The organism is Psychrobacter sp. JB193 (assembly GCF_002285555.1).
GTDB classification, from domain to species: Bacteria; Pseudomonadota; Gammaproteobacteria; order Pseudomonadales; family Moraxellaceae; genus Psychrobacter; species Psychrobacter alimentarius.
The window spans coordinates 150765-169489 of sequence record NZ_NRGY01000003.1; the positions used below are offsets into that span (position 1 = coordinate 150765).

The window sequence follows — 18725 nt, forward strand, 5'->3', positions numbered from 1 at the left end:
GTATTTCGTTTTTCTGTCTATTAATAAGTGTTGATTAAATATTGGATGCTCAACGCTCAGTTTTTATGGGTGAGTTTCGCTATTTTTGCTATCGTCACGTATGATGGCGACTTACACAATGTGATTGAGATGCCCTAAATAATAAAGGTGCTTAGTGGCTTTAGTATTTTATCTCTGTTTTCTTGTGCTATATTTTATAATATTTCTTTTGTATCAATTGTATTTTTGAATATTGAGAGCTAGTCATGACAGATTTTGCGACGCCTAATACCTATACTGACCTAACAAATTCGACAACAATAGATTCTCAGGTAGCTGAATTAAAAAAAGCGCCACTCATCATAGGTATCGTGGCAGGGGAGGTGTCAGGCGATAGCTTAGGCGCAGACTTTATGCAGCAAATGAACAATTTGCGTGACGATATTGTCTGGGTAGGCGTTGGTGGTAGTAAGATGCAAGCGCAGGGACTACAAAGTATTTTTCCATTGGAACGTCTGGCGGTGATGGGACTGGTGGAAGTCATGGCACAGTTGCCTGATTTGCTAAAAGCCCGCCGTGAGCTGCTGACCGCGTTTCAGGCGGCTGATATTGATTGGTTTATCGGTATTGATGCGCCAGACTTTAATCTTAGAGTCGCTAAAAAATTAAAGCCCAAAGGCATATTTTGTGTGCAGTATGTGAGCCCCTCTATTTGGGCATGGCGTGAGTCGCGTATTCATAACATCAAAGCCGCGACTGACTTGGTGCTGTGTTTGTTCCCCTTTGAGCTACCCGTCTATGATCGTCATAACCATCCAGCCATCTGTGTTGGTCATCCTCTGCTTCGTACTATAGATCGAACGTTGTTAGAGACGCCGATCAATCAGCGGCGTAGCGAGCTGGTTTGGCACAATGATGGTTTGCAGCAGTTTTTTATTGAGCGCTTTGATGATGTTAGTCAGCTTATTTGTGTGATGCCGGGTTCTAGACGTAGTGAAATTACCGCTATTTTGCCATTGATGCTAGATGGCATCCAAAAGCTTTTATTGTTAGATCCTAAGCTGTGTTTTATTATTCCAACTGTCGATCAAAACCATCAATATATCGTACAAGATGTCATTGATCAGCGATCAGAGCAGCTGCGCTCTGCTATTGTGGTGGTGTATGATGACAGTCAGCCGACCTTTAGTCAGCAGGCAATGGCAGCGTCTGATATCGTCATGCTGGCCTCTGGAACGGCGACATTGGAGGCGATGCTGCTTGAGCGTCCTATGGTCGTGGTTTATCAATTAAATCAGATGACTTATCAAATTGCCAAGCGTTTGGTCAAAGTGCCTTATGTCGCATTGCCCAATATTTTGGCAGGTACAGCGATCGTTCCTGAGCTTATCCAAGAGCAGGCAAGTGGTGATAATATTTGCCGTACCGTCATGCGTCTTCTACAACCTCGCGCGTATGCTGAACAATCAAGCGATCTTTTAGCCACCAAGCAAGCGCTAGAGCAGCAAAGCAATCATGAGCCTGCCAATAGTGTGATTGAGCAATGGTTTATCAAAAATAACCAAAAACCCTGAACTGCTATCGCTCTTAATCCCCATTTATCCCATTAATAATGTAGACAAAATAACACTATGAGTAACGAGCACGCTGTCGAGAATTTTGCCACACCATTTGACGTCATTATTGAACGGATTGATATTAAAGGTCAGTATATCCAGCTGGCTGAGCCTGTCCATTTATCTGGTCAACTCAACGTCTCTGAGCTACGTACTCAATATTCGATAAATTCAAAAGAAGATTTGGTACAGTTGGCGCTACAGATTGGCGTTGATGAGGCGGGACGCGGCCCACTCTTGGGCAGTGTCAATGTTGCGGCTGCGATATTACCTAGCGCTTGGTCAGGACTGATTGAGAATCAGCCCCTCAAAGAGACGCCATTGTCCATACTGACAGACTCAAAACAATTGAGTGAAAAAAAGCGTGATGTGCTGTATCCGTTGGTACAGCAATACGCAATTGGGTATGTGGTTGCAGATGTACCAGCCGCCGTTATCGATCAGATTAATATCTTGCAAGCGACGATGCTTGGTATGCGTCTCTGTACGGAGTTATTATTAAAAATGGTCGCTCCGCATCTTATTATTGACAACGCTGATGGCGATTCGCAGTCAAGGGCTCATACTTACGTACAGGTATTATTCGATGGCAATCGATGTCCTGATTTAGACAAAGCCACACTTGATAAAGTAGGTGTCAAAAAATCCGCTATCGATTGTCAGGCTTGGGTAAAAGGCGATGCGCGTCATACCAGTATTGCTGCCGCCAGTATATTGGCAAAAGTCAGTCGTGACAAAACCATGTATAAGCTTGATACGAGACATCCAGAATACGGCATTGCCAAGCATAAAGGGTATCCAACAAAGACCCATATGGAAGCCATTGAAATGCACGGTATTTTACCGGCGCACAGGCGCAGTTTTGCACCAGTCAAAAAGATGCTTGAAAATTAAAAATAACACTCATTTATTAATAGCTTTAATTCAAATAGCCTAAGTAGAAGTATAGTATTATAAAATAGCATCATATTGTTTAATAACATTCATATAGTTAATTCTAAGCTATATTAAATTCGTATGTGGGCTACTACGTTATAGGATAAAAAGTGATGTCACACACCTCACATGAAAACGTTGCGACCATCCTGTTTTTAACGGTACTTTTGACGGCTTGTAATGGTGGTGGGGAAGATGCTGATAAGACTCCTGCACCGAGAGTCATTCCACCTATCGTTGAGCCAAGTGATATCTCTATAGACCAATCAAATAATAATCTTGACGATCCGGCTGCCAATTCAATAGGAAACAATGATACCAATGCGGCGCTAATTGCCAACAATGCATTCAGCTTGGCGAGAACCAGTTGTGGTCTGAATGGTTTGTCTGCTGATATGGCCTTAGAAAATATTGCCACTCAGCATGCCAATTATATCAAATACGTTTTTGCCAATAGCGCACCGACCATATTTAATGCGCATTACGAAAATGAGATTGCAGATATTGCAAACGTAACCAATACCAATAATCCGTTTTTTGGCGGGCTAGATCTGGGATCGCGATTATCCAATGCAGACTACGCCAATGCACGCTTTGGTGCCGCCGAAAATATCGCACAATCGATGTATTATAGTTCAGCAGGTAAGCTGTTTAGCTCAGAGGTCATGGCAAGCTCAATGGCCAAGTCATTATTGGCTGCGCCGTATCACTTGCGGTCTCTTATGTCCCCAAGCTTATATTTGACTGGTACAGGTATGGTTACCTATAAGCCATATAATAAAGATGCTACCAATAATCAAGGTTACATATTGGTCAATAAGAGCGCTGCAACGCAAGCGACCAAAAATAAAACCGTCAGAGGCGTGTTTACTTATCCATGTCAAGGTGTCACTGATACCGTGACCGCGCTATATAATGAAACTCCCGACCCCGTCAAGCATACGGGTCGCGACTTACAAAAGGACCCAATTGGGCAGCCCATATATATCAGTGTGCCGTCAGCGCGCACGATTAACATCAGCAATGTGACATTCTATGATGTTCGGCGCAATATCAATGTACCGATTGAATTGCTAGATTATCGTCAAGATCCTTACAAAGATACAGCCAATGCACTGCCAGAAAATGAAGCGTTTATCTTACCTATTACCGACGATTTAAAAAGCTGCGAGGGTTTTAATAGTAAAAGTAAAAATTGCGGTTTGTATGGCAATAGTGAATATCGCGTGAGCTTTAATGTGTTGATAGATAGTGAAGCGATAGAACGTAAGAGCTTTGTTTTTAAGACGGGTGCCGTGAATGAAGCATAGACTGCACCCTTGCTATGGGTTTATGGATGTGAAATCAAAAAGAAGAGTTCGGCTGCTGCAAGAAGGCTTCTTCATCATCGCTTGACTCACGATCCAGCGTATCATTACGATGAGGATAACGGCCAAATTGCTCAATGATGCTCTTATGACGATGTTCAAAATCCAAGGTTTCAGCATCGTTCAATTGTTCAAACAAAGGTAGATAGCGCTTATGAATCATCAAGGATTCAGAATGCATGAATGGCATAATCATAAATTTGCGCCAATCCACTGGTAACGTGTCAAAATGTGGTTGCTGAATGGCTTCTTGTGCCAAGACTACTGCCATACTATCTTGCGCAAAAGCACCCGCCTGTCCGCGACACAGATTACGCGAGAATTGGTCTAAAACAATAATCTCTGCTAAGCGTCCAGCCAAAGCGGTAATGGAGCTGTTGCTATCCTTAGCAGCTTCTGCACTGCGCCACGTCACGCATTCACCTCGTTTCGCCGCCTGCCAAACCTTTCTAAACTTATCGTTTATTTGTTGGTCAAAATGATCATTTTTTGCAAACCAATATGATTTGTTGTCCTTGTTAAACCAAAAATCTAAAACAGCTCGAGCATCAGCATCAAGGTACTCCAAATTCATGTTTTGTGGATCGAGCTGAGATAAATTGGCTTGGCTACTAGAAGTAGAATAGTCGGTTGATAGTGACATAAGATATTCTAATTATGATGAATTTAGTCTACTATAGCGCAAATATTTATATCTGTCATGACGCCAATAGCGCGATTAGGTAACCTATTATGAATTTAGAAAACTCAGTAAAACCGTCCGACGTATCACTACCACCAACACCTTATTATTTGTTAGATGAAGCTGCAATCGTTGCCAATATGCAGATTATTGCTCGTCTGTGTGAACTGTCAGGTGCCAAAGCATTATTGGCGCTCAAATGCTTTGCAACATGGGGTGTGTTTGATGTGATGCAACCCTATTTGCATGGAACGACTTCCTCATCATTGAATGAAGTGCGGTTGGGTTACGAGACTTTTGGTAATAATACTGATGTTAATGGCAAAGATAAAAAAGAAACCCACGCCTATAGTGTGGCGTACAGCGCTGATGAAATCGACGAGGTATTGAGCTATGCTGATAAGATTATTTTTAACTCAATCTCACAGTTAACTGCGTTTAAAGATCAAGCCGCCGCAAAAAATATTCCTATCGGATTGCGGTTGAATCCTAAGACCAGCAATTCGTCATTTATTATTGCTGATCCAGCTCGCCCTTTTAGTCGTCTTGGCGAGCATGATAAAGAAAAAATTACAGCGGTGCTTGGTGACATTACTGGTGTGATGATTCACAACAACTGTGAGAATGACAGCTTTGAGGCTTTTAGTGAGAGCTTGGCGGACATTGAGGCACGATTTGGCGATATCTTAGAGCAGCTAGAGTGGGTGAGTTTAGGCGGCGGTATTCATTTCATCGCGCCTGATTATCCGCTTGAAAAACTGGCCGAAAGACTAAAAGGTTTTGGCAAAACCTACGGTGTCCAAGTGTATCTTGAGCCAGGTGAGGCAAGTATCCATGGCGCAGGTTCATTGGTCACGACTGTCTTAGATACCATGTATAATCAAAAAAATCTCGCTGTCGTTGATTCTTCTATCGAAGCGCATATGCTGGATTTGTTGATCTATCGTGAGTCAGCGCCCGTTACAGCTATCAATGAAGCCACTATTCATGTCAATCCTGTCAAGTCTATTATCGATGATTCAACCATTCATGAGCAGTCGACAGCCAAGTCTGAGCAAACGACAGAAAATACGATTATTTATGGTCGTTCTTGTTTGGCGGGGGATATTTTTGGCGAGTATGAGCTATCAGACAATTTGGCAGTAGGGGATACTGTCACTTTTGGCAATGCCGCAGGTTACACCATGGTCAAGAAAAATTGGTTCAATGGTGTTAACATGCCAGCCATTGTGATTCGTCGTTTAGATGGGCGCATTGATGTGCAGCGTGAGTTTGATTATCAAGACTATAAAGCGAGTTTGTCTTAATTTTAAGTCTGCTGGTTTTTGATATATAAAACTATTGGTTATAACGATTAATTATTGCCGAAAAGCATGTAAAAATTGCTATAATCGCCACGGGCAAAAATAGCCATATTTGCCCGACGGGTGCGTGGGTTTTCCTCGGTCTTCCTTTTTAATTCACGCATATCATTCACTCGTTTCTGCTTTGCATAGCCACTATTAATGGTATCTACAGGAACACAAAGGAGGATTGTTCTTTGAACACAAACCAATCAGTTAAGCCCAGCAAAAAAGACGTACTCATCATTGGAGCCGGCGGAGTCGCTCAAGTGGTTGCGCATAAATGTGCCATGCATAATGATGTATTGGGTGAGATCCATATTGCCTCGCGTACGGTAGATAAATGCATTGCAATCGCCCAAAGCGTGATAGATAAAAATAGCTTTAAAGCGCCTGCGGTATTGCACACCCACCAAGTCGATGCAATGGATACCCAAGCATTGATAGAGCTGATACAAGCCACAGGTGTACAGATTATCATTAATGTCGGATCAGCATTTGTCAATATGACGGTGCTTGAGGCTTGTATTGAAACAGGCGTGGCATATATTGATACTGCGATTCATGAAGACCCACGTAAGATTTGCGAGACGCCGCCATGGTATAACAATTATGAATGGCAACGTCGCGAGCGCTGTGCAGACAATAATGTCACCGCTATCTTAGGGGCAGGTTTTGATCCTGGAATGGTCAATGCGTATGCACGTCTTGGCTATGACATGATGGATGCAGGATCTGTTACTGATATCGACATCATTGATATCAATGCGGGTACCCATGGCAAATATTTCGCGACAAACTTCGACCCTGAGATCAACTTCCGTGAGTTTACTGGCACGGTCTACTCTTGGCAAGACAGCAAGTGGCAGTCTAACAAGATGTTTGAAGTGAAGCGTACTGATGATTTGCCAGTCGTTGGCGTGCAAAACAGCTATCTGAGTGGTCATGATGAAGTTCATTCACTGTCTGCCAACTTAGATGTACCAAACATTCGCTTTTGGATGGGCTTTGGTGAGCATTATATTAATGTATTCACTGTCCTGCAAAATCTAGGGCTATTGTCTGAGCAGCCAGTGATGACGGCCGAAGGACAAGAAGTCATTCCATTAAAAGTGGTCAAGGCCGTACTGCCAGATCCAAGTTCACTTGCACCGAACTACACAGGCAAGACCTGTATTGGCGATAAGGTTAAAGGCAAGATTGATGGTGTTGATACCGAAGTATTTATCTACAATATCTCAGACCACAAAGACGCTTACAATGAAGTGGGTAGCCAAGGTATCTCTTATACCGCAGGCGTACCACCTGTCGCGGCTGCCATGTTGGTTGCAACTGGTGAGTGGGATGCAGGCAAAATGGTGAATGTCGAAGAGCTGGATGCCAAGCCATTTATCAATTTGTTGAATAAGATTGGCTTACCAACGCGTATTCAAGACAGTAATGGCGACAGAGCGCTTGAGTTTGATATTTAAGTTTATTATCAAACTGAGCGTTGCTATAAATCGCAAAAAGCCTATCTTTTATAGATAGGCTTTTTTTGGCAAATAGGATTGGGATATCGCACTCTAAAGAAGTAGTCAGCCAATCACGCTTCCTACTATGCTTGATTGGGATTGTACGCTCGCAACGCTTCAATACGATCATCAAGCGTCGGGTGTGAGCGGAAAAGGTTGGCAATACTAAAGCCTTGAGTCTGACCAGAAGAGATCGCAAACGCTTTCATGTTCTCAGGCATTTGATCTGGACGTTGTTCAGCCGGACGTAAGGCATTTAACGCACTGATCATTTTTTCACGGCTGGCAAGTTTAGCGCCCATTTGATCTGCACGGAATTCACGTAAACGCGAGAACCACATCACGATGGCAGATGCCAAGAAACCGAGCAAAATATCCATCACAATACTGGTGACAAAATAACCAAGACCAGGCGCATCGCCTTCATTTTTGAAAACAGTGCGGTCAACAAAGTTGCCAATGATACGAGCGAAGAACATGACAAAGGCGTTTACCACTCCTTGAATAAGTGCCAGTGTGACCATGTCACCGTTTGCCACATGACCAATCTCATGCGCCAATACCGCTTCTACTTCATCCGCTGTCATATTTTGCAATAGGCCGGACGAAACGGCAACCAATGCCTTGTTCTTATTCCAGCCAGTTGCAAAGGCATTTGGCTGTGAATTATTGAAAATTCCGACCTCAGGCATGCTAATATTCACAGCGCGTGCTTGTTTTGCCACGGTATCCACCAGCCACTGTTCTGTGGAGTTTTGCGGCGTATCAATTACAACCGTGCCCGTCGAGCGTTTTGCCATCCACTTTGAGATAAACAACGAAACCATCGAACCAATCATACCGTACAAGCCACACATAATAGCAAGACTGGTATAGTTAAGCCCGCCTGCTGCATGTACACCGCCAATACCAAAGACTCTGGATAAAATACCAAACACGATGCTAAATACGACAATCACGGCTAAGTTGGTTAATAAAAACAATCCAATACGCATCATTTCGCTAATTTCCTAATAAAAGTTTAAATGAAACTTTAGAATAAAACGCTTTAATAAGCGGTTATTTATATTTTGATGGTATGTAAATGGCGTTATTTCGGTAAATAACAATGGCATCATGGGTTTAAATTGGGCGATATTCTCAAAAATACACAGATCAGCAAACATTCATTAAAGATGCTAAAGTACGGCCGATATTGATTAATATAACGATACAAACAGTTGAAATGAGAACGTAACATGCAATTAGAAATAAATATTATTGATGCTTTTACAGATACCGTGTTTAAAGGCAACTCTGCGGCAGTCATTATTACAGAGCATTGGTTATCCAATGATTTGATGCAGTCCATTGCTTTTGAGAACAATTTGTCTGAGACTGGGTTTATCGTCCCTGACGCTAACGGACTTCATCATATACGCTGGTTTTCACCATTTAAAGAGATTGCTTTTTGTGGGCATGGTACATTGGCATCTGCGTTTGTTCTATTTAAGAAAAACCCTACAGTAGAGACCATTCGGTTTTCAGCTAACGCGGTGGGCGTCTTTACGGTCATACAAACGGCTAATAATAAAATCCAGATGGATTTTCCCAATAGAATGCCTGAAAAGGTGAATGAAATACCTAATGGCTTACTAGAAGGTCTTTCTATCGCACCTGCTGACGTTTATTGTAATGAAAAAGCCTATTTTGTGATGTATAACGCTGAGTCTGACGTGCTAACTGTCGCTCGGGATAACGAAAAGTTAAAAGAGCTATTGCCATTGAATGTGGTAGTGACTTGTCAGGCTACGTCCGACGAATATAGTGATTTTGATTTTATCTCCAGATATTTTTGGTCAAACGATGGTGGCGGGGAAGATCCAGTAACAGGTTCAGTGCATACTGGGCTTGCTCCTCTGTGGGCGCAGCGTTTAGACAAAAATGAGCTGACTGCTTATCAGGCATCAAGTCGAGGTGGTGTGCTTGACTGTGTGGTTGCAGGGGAGAGAGTGCTGGTTTCTGGTAACGCCGTGCAATATCTGACAGGTTTTATTACGATTGAGGGATAACAGGTTTTGACGGAATTAAAAACAGTTGGGCTTTTTGCGCTTACTGCGCTTGCAGAAATTGTGGGGTGTTATCTACCCTATCTGTGGCTGCGAGAAGGTAAGTCGATGTGGCTTCTTATACCTGCTGTGCTTAGTTTGGCGGCATTCGTATGGCTTTTGACGTTGCATCCAACGGCAGTAGGGAGAGTGTATGCCGCTTATGGCGGTGTGTATGTCGTTATGGCAATCATTTGGCTATGGACAGTTGATGGTATTCGGCCAACCACGTGGGACATAGTAGGCTCTGCGGTTGCGCTGTGTGGGATGGCGATTATTATGTTCGCACCGCGTGGTACTTGATTTAAAAACGACTAATCGAACCATAGGGTTCAATTAGCGCTTTGAGACATATAATATTAGTGTTTACCTAAGATACTACCATTGTCATCTTTTTTTGCTTGTTTGGCCGCTTTTTTCTCTTTTGCGGTTAATAGAGGTTTCTTTTTAACGTTCTTTTTGCTGTCTTGACCTTTGCTCATCGTTTTTTCCTCTTGGAGTCGGGTAGGTTGTCTGGCAAGTAAGTGTCACTATACTTGAAGACGAACGCCACACGTGACGCAGACACTGCGTACTTGCTTGAGTATAGGCTTAAGATTGAGCAATAGATAGCCTTTGCACAATTCATCTACGTTTTCGCCTTTTTATGAGCCAGCCATTGTCTTATCTACCTATAGATTAATTGGCTCGTATCGATTCGTTCAATCAATACGAGTATTCATAAGTGCTTACTTACGGATACATGACGATTTGCTATAATGAGCAACAAGCCGATAACTAGAAGCGGCAAATTTCATTTAGCACGACGATGCTTACTGTTTTGGTTGATTATTATGCGTATCCGTAAACTCTTCAAATTTGAAAATGCTCATATTGTTCGCAATTGTAGTTCTGAGCGCTGCAAACACTCTATCCACGGTCACAGCTATCAGATCGAATTGATTCTAGAAGCTAAGCGCTTAGATCATGGACAAATGGTTTATGATTTTGGCTTATTAAAATCTTCGATTAAAGACATTATTGACAGTTTTGACCATGCCATCTGCTTTTGGAGTAAAGACGATCCTGAGTATATCGCTGCCTGCAAAAAATTCAGTGCGCGCTGGATTAGTTTGCCAGTATCACCTTCCGCAGAGCAGTTTTCACGAGTCATTTTCTTTTGGGCGCAAGAGATTTTGCAACAAACTCAAATGCAAAACGGCGAGACAGATGTTAGCGTTTATTCAGTAATTGCTCATGAAACAGCAACAGGTTACGCGCAATGTTTTGCAGATGATGTCGCCAATGAACAAATGGGAAAACTCGTATTAGGTGACTTTGAATTTAGTGATCAAGTCCGCGCTGAATGGCACGACACCGATCTGTATGCCAAGCTGATTCGTGGTGAGAGCTTTGTGAATCCATCAGTGACCATGCAGGTTCAGCCCGATGCATAATGATAAAGCTCAAATTCATACCGACACAGATAGCAAAGATGTGCAGACGTTAATCTTATACTCCGAAGACGATACGCAGGCATTGGCTAAGCAATTGGCAGCGCTACCATTGACAGGGAGCGTTTGGCTGGCAGGTGATTTGGGGGCAGGCAAAACAACCTTGACGCGCTATTGGCTACAGGCTTTGGGTCACAAGGGCGCGGTAAAAAGTCCGACCTATACGTTGGTAGAGCCATACCGTATTGAGCAAGAAAACGGCATAACCAAACCTGTCTACCATGCTGATCTTTATCGTCTGCAAGACCCAGAAGAGCTGTCATTTATAGGGTTTGATGAATATCTTGACGAGCCGAATTCGCTGGTGATAATTGAATGGGCCAGTCGCGCGGATGGCTATTTACCAGTACCAGACTTATTCATCAATCTGACGCAAAGCGCAAATGGTCATGATGGTAAAGAAGCTCGTCAGGTTGAGTTGCGACTGTCCAAGACAGGACAAGCACAATGTCTAGACTTATCCATACTTAATATTTAGGTTTTACCCCAACATATAATCTTTCATCTTCAGCTGACTAAAATATATTATAGCTATTCATGACCAACAATCCTTCTGATACCCGTATTAAAAAATTATCGCCGCTGCTCATCAATCAATTGGCAGCTGGTGAGGTAGTGACGCGTCCTGCAGCCGTGGTCAAAGAGTTGCTTGAAAACGCCATCGATGCTGGTGCGACCCATATTGAGGTACATGTTACTCAAGGTGGTATGGGGATGATCGAAGTGGTGGATAATGGGGTTGGTATCCATCCTGATGATATGATCATGGCGATTACTCGTCATGCAACCAGCAAAGTGGCTGATGTGGCTAATCTGCACGGTATCATGACCTTAGGTTTCCGAGGAGAGGCGTTGGCCGCGACGGCGGCAGTTTCTCGTTTGACGCTGATTAGTAGTCATGATAATAGTGGTATCGGTCGTCAACTACAGGTCGCTGGGGTATTGGATGATATACCCAAACTATCGCCCGTTGTACACAATCGTGGTACGACGATTACGATAAGAGACTTATACTTTAATGTGCCAGCACGCCGAGGCAATTTAAAATCAATGGCCATCGAGTTCGGTCATATTGAGACCGTTGTTCGCGACGTTGCATTAGCACGAGCGGATATTACTATCATTCTTTTTCACGATAAGAAAAAACGGCTGTCACTATCTGCAAGCGCTATATCTACAAATGCTATCGATAGTGACAATAACCGTCTATCCGTGTCCCGTCTTGAGCAAGCCATTGGTCGTTCGTTAACGGATGATGCTATTGAAGTAGCAGTGGACTTATCGGGTTTAGTACAACAGTCGTCAGAATATAATGTCAGTCAAAATAGAAACCATGCGGCTATCACTGGTTGGTTATGGCCGATGCATGAAAAAAACGATGCATTGCCAAAATTGATTTATGTGAATGGTCGACTGGTCAAAGAAGCAATAATCAGCAATCAGCTTCGACAACTCGCCCAAGAGGCACAGCTTGCAGGTGTTGGCTACGCACTCTATTTTGACTTACCCACTGAATGGTTAAATATCAATGTGCATCCCTCCAAACAGCGAATTAGAATCAGCCCGTTAAATAATATTATGGCTCACTTGAGCCATGCGCTGCGCCCAAAGCTTGCAGCACGTAAGGCGACCAGTAGTCTTCAACAAGACAACAGCCCGTCAAATGGTGGTTCTTTAAATACTGATTCTGCAAAGGATGATTTGATCAATCAGCCATTTGAGAAAGCACTAGCTAATACGGCCTCAATCAATCCTGTTACCCAAGGCAGGCAAGTACAGTCGCCAAAAACTTCCTACCAGTTATCAGAGAACGATAAATACCCTAAGCATGTAGACTCTTTTATTGAAAAGCCTTTGATTCAAAAGACTGGTACGTCAAAGTTGTCTTCAACTGATACCGACACCATTACGATTTTGAGTCAATCTGCTGCTTATACAACCTCTTTACCCTATTGTCTAGATATTATTACCAGCATGAATGACATAGCGCCTGAGTCTGTCATTGGTCAATATTGTCATAATAAGCCGCTACCTTGGTTACTATTTTATTATCAAAAGAAATGCATCTTGATTAGTTCGGAGGATTGGCGAGTAAAGGTTGGCTTATTATTTGAATCTACTGTATTAGATAGTCACGTATTTAAAAAAGGCGAAGGCTACGCCAGTGATGTCAATCAACAACTTGCAACCATAAGTGCTCAAATGACACAGCAGGACTTAGCCTTGTTTATAACAGATATTGAAACTTTGTTAGTGAACAATGCCATCAAATTGATTGACCGTAATCAACTGGTCACATTGATGCTCACCTCCATATAAGAGTCATTGTCAAACTGACTTTTCAATTGGATTGTGAGCAGCCCGATCATTTGCAATATATGGCTTTCAATTAGCTTTTGCCTAGATTGAGGGCGTACCTATTTCACTTCTCATATCAATTACTTACCATATAAACTACTAATAAAGGCAATTCTATGAGACAGTCGTCTGGCTTATCCAATGATCTCACGGATAACAGTGTGGTGTGCTTGATGGCACCAACAGCAAGTGGTAAAACTGCTTTGGCCTACGAGCTTTATGACACAGGGCGTTATGAGCTCATATCCGTGGATTCAGCGCTGATATATCGTGATATGAATATTGGAACAGCTAAACCAACGGCCGCTGAGCTTGCCCGTTATCCTCATCATCTGGTAGATATTGTTGACCCGATGCAAAGTTATAGTGTTGCTGAGTTTGTCGATGATGTTGCACAGTTGATTGATAACTGCCACCAGAATGGCAAGATACCTTTGCTTGTAGGTGGTACCATGATGTATTACATGGCGCTGCTTGACGGCTTGTCTCCTGTGCCAGATAGCGATAATGACATTCGTACACGCGTGGAACAATGGCGACAAGATGAAGGCATTGGTGCACTATATGAGTACCTTGGTAAAGTGGATTCAGCGAGTCATAAGCGTCTCAATGCGACTGATACCCAGCGCATAACCCGTGCAGTCGAAGTGTATTTACAAACCAATATTCCAATCAGTGACTGGCAAGGTCAGCCCAAACAGGCATTGGCACAAAACCCAAATCAGCAATGGTACGCACTAGGGGTAATGCCAGATCGCTCATGGCTACACGAGCGCATCGAGCAGCGTTTAGATATTATGTGGAATGATGGGTTAGTAGCTGAAGTCATTGATTTGCTGCATAAATACCCTTTGACGCCCAATTTGCCTTCTATGCGCTGCGTGGGGTATCGGCAAGTTTTAGAGTATTTAGTACAGATTGAGCATCCAGTATTTGAGCAACCGCATTTGGACAAAGCATTGTTTTATGATGCGTTTAAAACGGATAATGCGCTGCAAACACTATCTCAAGCAAGTACCTCAGATGTACAGATTGAGGCACTTGCTTGTCAGCAAATGCAAAATAAGGCATTATATGCTACAAGACAGCTTGCAAAGCGTCAGTACACGTGGTTAAGAAAGGTAAGACAGTTACGTGATGCTTCAGTAAATTCATCAATTAAAGCCAACCTAGTTGACGATCAAAACGCTCTTATCAATCGAGGTATGAAGGTAGAGATGTTTACTACTACGGCGCAAGCGAAAGATTATTTACAGTGATGAACCATTTACTGCAATAAACAAGCGTATAAAATTTAGACCATTTTTAAAATGTAGTTTATTAACCATATAGCTTAGTAAAAGTTTTTATAAACAAATAATACAGCAATGACAATTAGTTTCAAAATACACCTTTGATAACTGTTATAATTTAAATCAGTTGTAACAATAAGCTTGACATTGGTATTGTTAGTCTCTGATTAGTACATGTTTATATGGTTTTTTAATGAGATGAGTAGCTATTCCATTGCGCATCACATGAATATATTTACAGTAACTTAATATCAGTAAAACACGTTGAACGCTTATTTAGATACGTTTTAAAAAGAAAACTTAGTATTGTATCTACCTTTGGCCATTATAATGACAGTAACACTTAAAATAATTGGCACTTAAAATATAACTACATAATATTTAGGAGAGATTTCATGTCAAAAGGACAAACTTTACAAGATCCGTTCTTGAATTCGCTGCGCAAAGATCGCATTCCTGTTTCTATTTTTTTGGTTAATGGTATCAAGCTGCAAGGGCAGATTGAGTCTTTTGACCAGTACGTAGTATTGCTTAAGAATACTGTTAGTCAAATGGTATACAAACATGCGATTTCAACGGTTGTGCCAGCGCGTAATCCTCGTAGCGCAACCACAGGCGCTAGTAGCCAAGCTCAAGGTATAGCACCAGCTGGCTATCAAGGTAGTGGTTTCGAGCGCAGTAATAACCCAGCCAACGCAGGCGGTTTTGAAGAACGTGGTTTTGCTGCCAATCGTAGCGGTTTCAATCGTGGTGGGTTTAGCCAAGGCCAAGATCGCGGTTTTGAACGTGGTAGTTTTGGTCAGAGTCAGGAACGTGGTTTTGAGCGTGGCGGCTTTGGTCAAGACCGTGGCTTTGAGAATTCAGTAGACAGTCCACGATTTGAAGACAAGCCAAATGACGGCTCTGATGAGAATAATGGCTAAGTGTGTGCATGCATTATTAAAGATGCATTGTTGAGATATGTTTATTTGATCAAGACCTGCTTCTAATAGTGGGTTTTTTTTGTTTGAATGAATAGGTAGAAAATAACCGTTTGGCCTCATTTATGAAGATAACGGTCCTTGATTTCGTAGATTATTATTAATATTAGACATAGTATAGTAAAATACTATACTGATTCATTATAAAAATAGAGTGGATTCATGAGCAATACCCAAGTCGATTTGACCTATGAGCAATTTATAAGTACCGCTATAGAGGCGATTAATACCGAGATCTCTGCACTCTCATTGTTGACCGAGCAGATAGATGATAGGTTTGCGCAAGCTTGTGATATTATTTTGGCTTGTAAGGGCCGTGTGGTTGTTACGGGTATGGGTAAGTCAGGGCTGATTGGTCGAAAAATAGCAGCAACCTTTGCATCGACTGGTACGCCAGCTTTCTTTATGCATCCAGGCGAAGCAGGACATGGCGACTTGGGTATGCTAGTAAAGGGTGATGTATTGCTAGCCATTTCTAATTCTGGTGAGTCGGATGAAATTAAAATGCTATTGCCAGTTGTAAAGCGATTAGATATTCCGTTGATCAGTATTAGTCGTGACAAACGTGGGATGTTACCACATGCAGCCGATATTGTTTTAACGCTTGGTAAGTCGCAAGAGGCATGTCCATTGAACCTTGCGCCCACGTCAAGTACGACAGCGACGTTAGCGCTAGGGGATGCCTTGGCTGTTGCTTTGGTACACGCTCGCAATTTTACTTCAGAAGATTTTGCTTTATCGCATCCTGCAGGTGCATTAGGTCGTCAACTACTGACGCGAGTTGAAGATTTGATGCATACTAAATCTGAGGATTTGCCTCTCATCCATCAAGATGAACCATTACAAGAAGCTCTATTTACTATGTCTGCTGGTCGTTTGGGTATGACAGTAGTGACTGATGACAATGATAAGGTCGTTGGTGTGTTCACAGATGGTGACTTACGTCGCGGCTTAGAAAAAGGTATTGATCTAAAGACGCCAATGCGTGAGTTGATGGTAAGCAATCCGCGCCATGTTAATAAGACCATGCGTGCTTCCGATGCGCTTAGCGTGATGAATGAAAGCGGTATCAGTCAGTTATTGATTATTGATGAAAAAAATTCCCTAGAAGCGATTATTACTGTACATGACTTGCTGCAAGCTGGTGTGAAGTGACGACTATATTAAAAAATGGCCTTTAATAAGAGATAACAAATGCAAGACTTAATCAAAAAAGCGAGACAAGTGAAGCTGTTAGTGATGGACGTCGACGGTATTTTGTCAAACGGTCAAATCATTTATGATGCCAATGGTATCGAGACCAAAGCATTCTCTGTTCAAGATGGCGTCGGTGTTAAGTCTTTAGCGCGTTATGGTATTTTGACAGCCATCATTACGGGTCGTAGTAGTGCTATGGTTGATAAGCGCGCTGCGGAAATGGGTGTCAATTATGTGGTGCAAGGCCGTGATGATAAGCTTATTGCGTTAAATGAGCTGTTGTCCACTATTGATCCTGCACTCTGCATCACTGCTGCCGACTGTGCTTATATGGGCGATGATTTGCCAGATATCAAAGCGATGCAAACCGTAGGATTTGCTGCCACCGTCCCGAATGCGCATGCAGAAGTCATTAATCGTAGCGATATGGTGACGACTCGTGCAGGTGGTACAGGTGCTGTACGAGAAATATGTGACTTGATTTTAAAAGGTCATGGTCACTATCAAGACTTTATCGCACACTATACGCTTGATGAAGCAAAAACTCAGGATGACTTGTCGTGAATACTCGTGTTTTAATAATTCTTGCATTGATTGTGGCTGGTATTGCAGGCTGGTTTTTTCAGCAGCAAGGTGAAGTATCGCCGCCTGTCAGTATGGAAACGTCTGATGTTGATTATGAAGCAACAGAGATCAAGGCCGTGCAGACCAATGAGAAAGGCGAAACGGAATACGAGCTTACAGCTGAATCATTAACGCACAATCCACAGACCAATCTAGATGAGATGTCAGGTATCACTATGAACTGGGAGCCGTCGCCAGAGCAACGCTATCGTATTGAAGCGGGTAGTGCGGCAATCAGTCAGCAGACAGGCGATCTTAATTTATCGGGGGGGTTTACCTTAGTCAGTGAAGGCAACAAAGGTGGGTCTGACATTGAACCGATAAAGGTAACTGGTAACACCCTTAAAGGGAACACTAAATCCGGAAAAGTATATAGTGAAGAGCCTGTTAAGATTGAACAAGGTATGAATCGATTTGAAGCATCAAGTATGACAGCAAATCTTGAAACAGGCGAGTATGAGTTCGGTCAAGTTGCTGTTGCTTTTACGCCTTCTGATCGCCAAGATAAAGCACTATTCTAATCTAAGCTGCGTTTATACTAAAAACTTATGACAAAACAGTAGTTCGCATGAAGTTTGCAAATCCTACTACCCCCTTATAAAACGAGTGATTTTTATGAAATCTAAATTTTTGCCTACTTTGCGCTCATCATTGATACGTTCTTATTCAGCCACATATCGCTCGCGTCGATTGCAAGCGTTGCCAGTGGTTATGCTCTTAGCGCTACCGCTTTATAGTCATGCACTACCATCAGATGCCAATCAAGAAATCAAACTGTTGGCTGATAAAGCAACTTATAGTGAGCGTACAGGCGTTACGAGTTACTCTGGTAGTGTTATCATCACTCAGGGTACATTTAAGATGACGGCTGATAATATCACCGTCAATCTGTCTCAACAGCGCAGTATAAATTCTGCTGTAGCAACTGGACGTCCAGCGACAATGCAGCAAGTTGTCACGCAGGAGAAAGGCCTAGCAAAAGGTCAAGCCAATAAAATTGATTATAATGCGGTCACAGGTATCATTACATTGACAGGGAATGCAAAGCTGGTTCAAAACGGAGCAAGTTTTGCAGGTAACGTTATTCGCTATAGCCTAAAAGCTGGCGACGTTGAAGCGACTGCAGGCGGTAATCAGCGAGTAGAGCTTGTCTTCCCGCCAAGCGGCAATAACAGTCAAAGTGGTGTACGCTAATAAAAAACCGGGTAGTTAATCTATCGATACATAAACAAGTCCGTATGCCTCTAGCGGTGCTTG

Annotated in this window: 19 protein-coding genes; 16 read left to right on the top strand and 3 right to left on the bottom strand. The window is 42.6% G+C overall.

Features of this window, described 5'->3' with window-relative positions:
- Window positions 1–245 precede the first annotated feature (245 nt).
- The 3 genes from lpxB to CIK80_RS13850 all read left to right on the top strand — a co-directional run bounded on the left by lpxB (window position 246) and on the right by CIK80_RS13850 (window position 3841).
- On the top strand, window positions 246–1553 hold the full coding sequence (lpxB, locus tag CIK80_RS13840) for a lipid-A-disaccharide synthase (RefSeq protein WP_095570510.1): 1308 nt from the start codon (window positions 246–248) through the stop codon (window positions 1551–1553).
- Window positions 1554–1610: 57 nt separating this feature from the next.
- On the top strand, window positions 1611–2489 hold the full coding sequence (locus CIK80_RS13845) for a ribonuclease HII (protein ID WP_095570511.1): 879 nt from the start codon (window positions 1611–1613) through the stop codon (window positions 2487–2489).
- Between the two features lie 155 nt (window positions 2490–2644).
- Complete coding sequence (locus CIK80_RS13850; RefSeq protein ID WP_095570512.1) at window positions 2645–3841, top strand: CAP domain-containing protein; 1197 nt, start codon at window positions 2645–2647, stop codon at window positions 3839–3841.
- A gap of 34 nt (window positions 3842–3875) precedes the next feature.
- Here the strand turns inward: CIK80_RS13850 and CIK80_RS13855 are convergent, their stop codons facing one another.
- Window positions 3876–4472 (bottom strand): DUF924 family protein, encoded by a 597-nt coding sequence (locus CIK80_RS13855; RefSeq protein WP_228139948.1) that lies wholly within the window; start codon window positions 4470–4472, stop codon window positions 3876–3878.
- 158 nt (window positions 4473–4630) lie between these two features.
- Here CIK80_RS13855 and CIK80_RS13860 point away from each other — a divergent pair, with 158 nt between their 5' ends.
- Together CIK80_RS13860 and CIK80_RS13865 are read left to right on the top strand one after the other, a co-directional pair.
- Entirely contained in the window at window positions 4631–5887 is a 1257-nt protein-coding gene (locus CIK80_RS13860; RefSeq protein ID WP_095570513.1) for a carboxynorspermidine decarboxylase, read from the top strand.
- A gap of 233 nt (window positions 5888–6120) precedes the next feature.
- Entirely contained in the window at window positions 6121–7395 is a 1275-nt protein-coding gene (locus CIK80_RS13865; protein ID WP_095570514.1) for a saccharopine dehydrogenase family protein, read from the top strand.
- A 125-nt stretch (window positions 7396–7520) separates the two neighbouring features.
- On the opposite strand, the gene htpX is transcribed toward CIK80_RS13865, so the two are convergent.
- Window positions 7521–8435 (bottom strand): protease HtpX, encoded by a 915-nt coding sequence (htpX, locus tag CIK80_RS13870; RefSeq protein ID WP_095570515.1) that lies wholly within the window; start codon window positions 8433–8435, stop codon window positions 7521–7523.
- A gap of 240 nt (window positions 8436–8675) precedes the next feature.
- Here htpX and CIK80_RS13875 point away from each other — a divergent pair, with 240 nt between their 5' ends.
- Entirely contained in the window at window positions 8676–9488 is an 813-nt protein-coding gene (locus CIK80_RS13875) for a PhzF family phenazine biosynthesis protein (RefSeq protein WP_095570516.1), read from the top strand.
- Window positions 9489–9494: 6 nt separating this feature from the next.
- Window positions 9495–9827, top strand: coding sequence for a YnfA family protein (locus CIK80_RS13880; protein WP_062844716.1), 333 nt, complete (start codon window positions 9495–9497; stop codon window positions 9825–9827).
- A gap of 56 nt (window positions 9828–9883) precedes the next feature.
- Here the strand turns inward: CIK80_RS13880 and CIK80_RS15535 are convergent, their stop codons facing one another.
- Window positions 9884–10006 carry a hypothetical protein gene (locus CIK80_RS15535; protein ID WP_021815223.1) on the bottom strand — a complete coding sequence of 41 codons (123 nt, stop codon included), beginning with the start codon at window positions 10004–10006 and terminating at the stop codon, window positions 9884–9886.
- A 351-nt stretch (window positions 10007–10357) separates the two neighbouring features.
- Between CIK80_RS15535 and CIK80_RS13885 the strand changes: the two genes are divergently transcribed.
- The 9 genes from CIK80_RS13885 (at window position 10358) to lptA (ending at window position 18662) form a co-directional block, all read left to right on the top strand.
- Window positions 10358–10960 (top strand): 6-carboxytetrahydropterin synthase, encoded by a 603-nt coding sequence (locus tag CIK80_RS13885; protein WP_095570517.1) that lies wholly within the window; start codon window positions 10358–10360, stop codon window positions 10958–10960.
- On the top strand, window positions 10953–11495 hold the full coding sequence (tsaE, locus tag CIK80_RS13890; protein WP_095570518.1) for a tRNA (adenosine(37)-N6)-threonylcarbamoyltransferase complex ATPase subunit type 1 TsaE: 543 nt from the start codon (window positions 10953–10955) through the stop codon (window positions 11493–11495). The genes CIK80_RS13885 and tsaE overlap by 8 nt, the downstream gene beginning before the upstream one ends.
- A gap of 59 nt (window positions 11496–11554) precedes the next feature.
- Window positions 11555–13336 (top strand): DNA mismatch repair endonuclease MutL, encoded by a 1782-nt coding sequence (mutL, locus tag CIK80_RS13895; RefSeq protein ID WP_095570519.1) that lies wholly within the window; start codon window positions 11555–11557, stop codon window positions 13334–13336.
- Window positions 13337–13491: 155 nt separating this feature from the next.
- On the top strand, window positions 13492–14634 hold the full coding sequence (gene miaA / locus CIK80_RS13900) for a tRNA (adenosine(37)-N6)-dimethylallyltransferase MiaA (protein WP_095570520.1): 1143 nt from the start codon (window positions 13492–13494) through the stop codon (window positions 14632–14634).
- Between the two features lie 428 nt (window positions 14635–15062).
- Window positions 15063–15590: an RNA chaperone Hfq gene (gene hfq, locus CIK80_RS13905; protein ID WP_095570521.1), complete on the top strand. Its 528-nt coding sequence runs from the start codon at window positions 15063–15065 to the stop codon at window positions 15588–15590.
- Window positions 15591–15809: 219 nt separating this feature from the next.
- Entirely contained in the window at window positions 15810–16802 is a 993-nt protein-coding gene (locus tag CIK80_RS13910) for a KpsF/GutQ family sugar-phosphate isomerase (protein WP_095570522.1), read from the top strand.
- Between the two features lie 39 nt (window positions 16803–16841).
- A complete protein-coding gene (locus CIK80_RS13915) occupies window positions 16842–17408 on the top strand; it encodes an HAD hydrolase family protein (RefSeq protein ID WP_095570523.1) in 567 nt (188 codons plus the stop codon).
- Entirely contained in the window at window positions 17405–17989 is a 585-nt protein-coding gene (gene lptC / locus CIK80_RS13920; RefSeq protein WP_095570524.1) for an LPS export ABC transporter periplasmic protein LptC, read from the top strand. The genes CIK80_RS13915 and lptC overlap by 4 nt, the downstream gene beginning before the upstream one ends.
- Before the next feature lie 190 nt (window positions 17990–18179).
- On the top strand, window positions 18180–18662 hold the full coding sequence (gene lptA, locus CIK80_RS13925) for a lipopolysaccharide transport periplasmic protein LptA (protein WP_179207253.1): 483 nt from the start codon (window positions 18180–18182) through the stop codon (window positions 18660–18662).
- The last annotated feature ends 63 nt before the right edge of the window (window positions 18663–18725 follow it).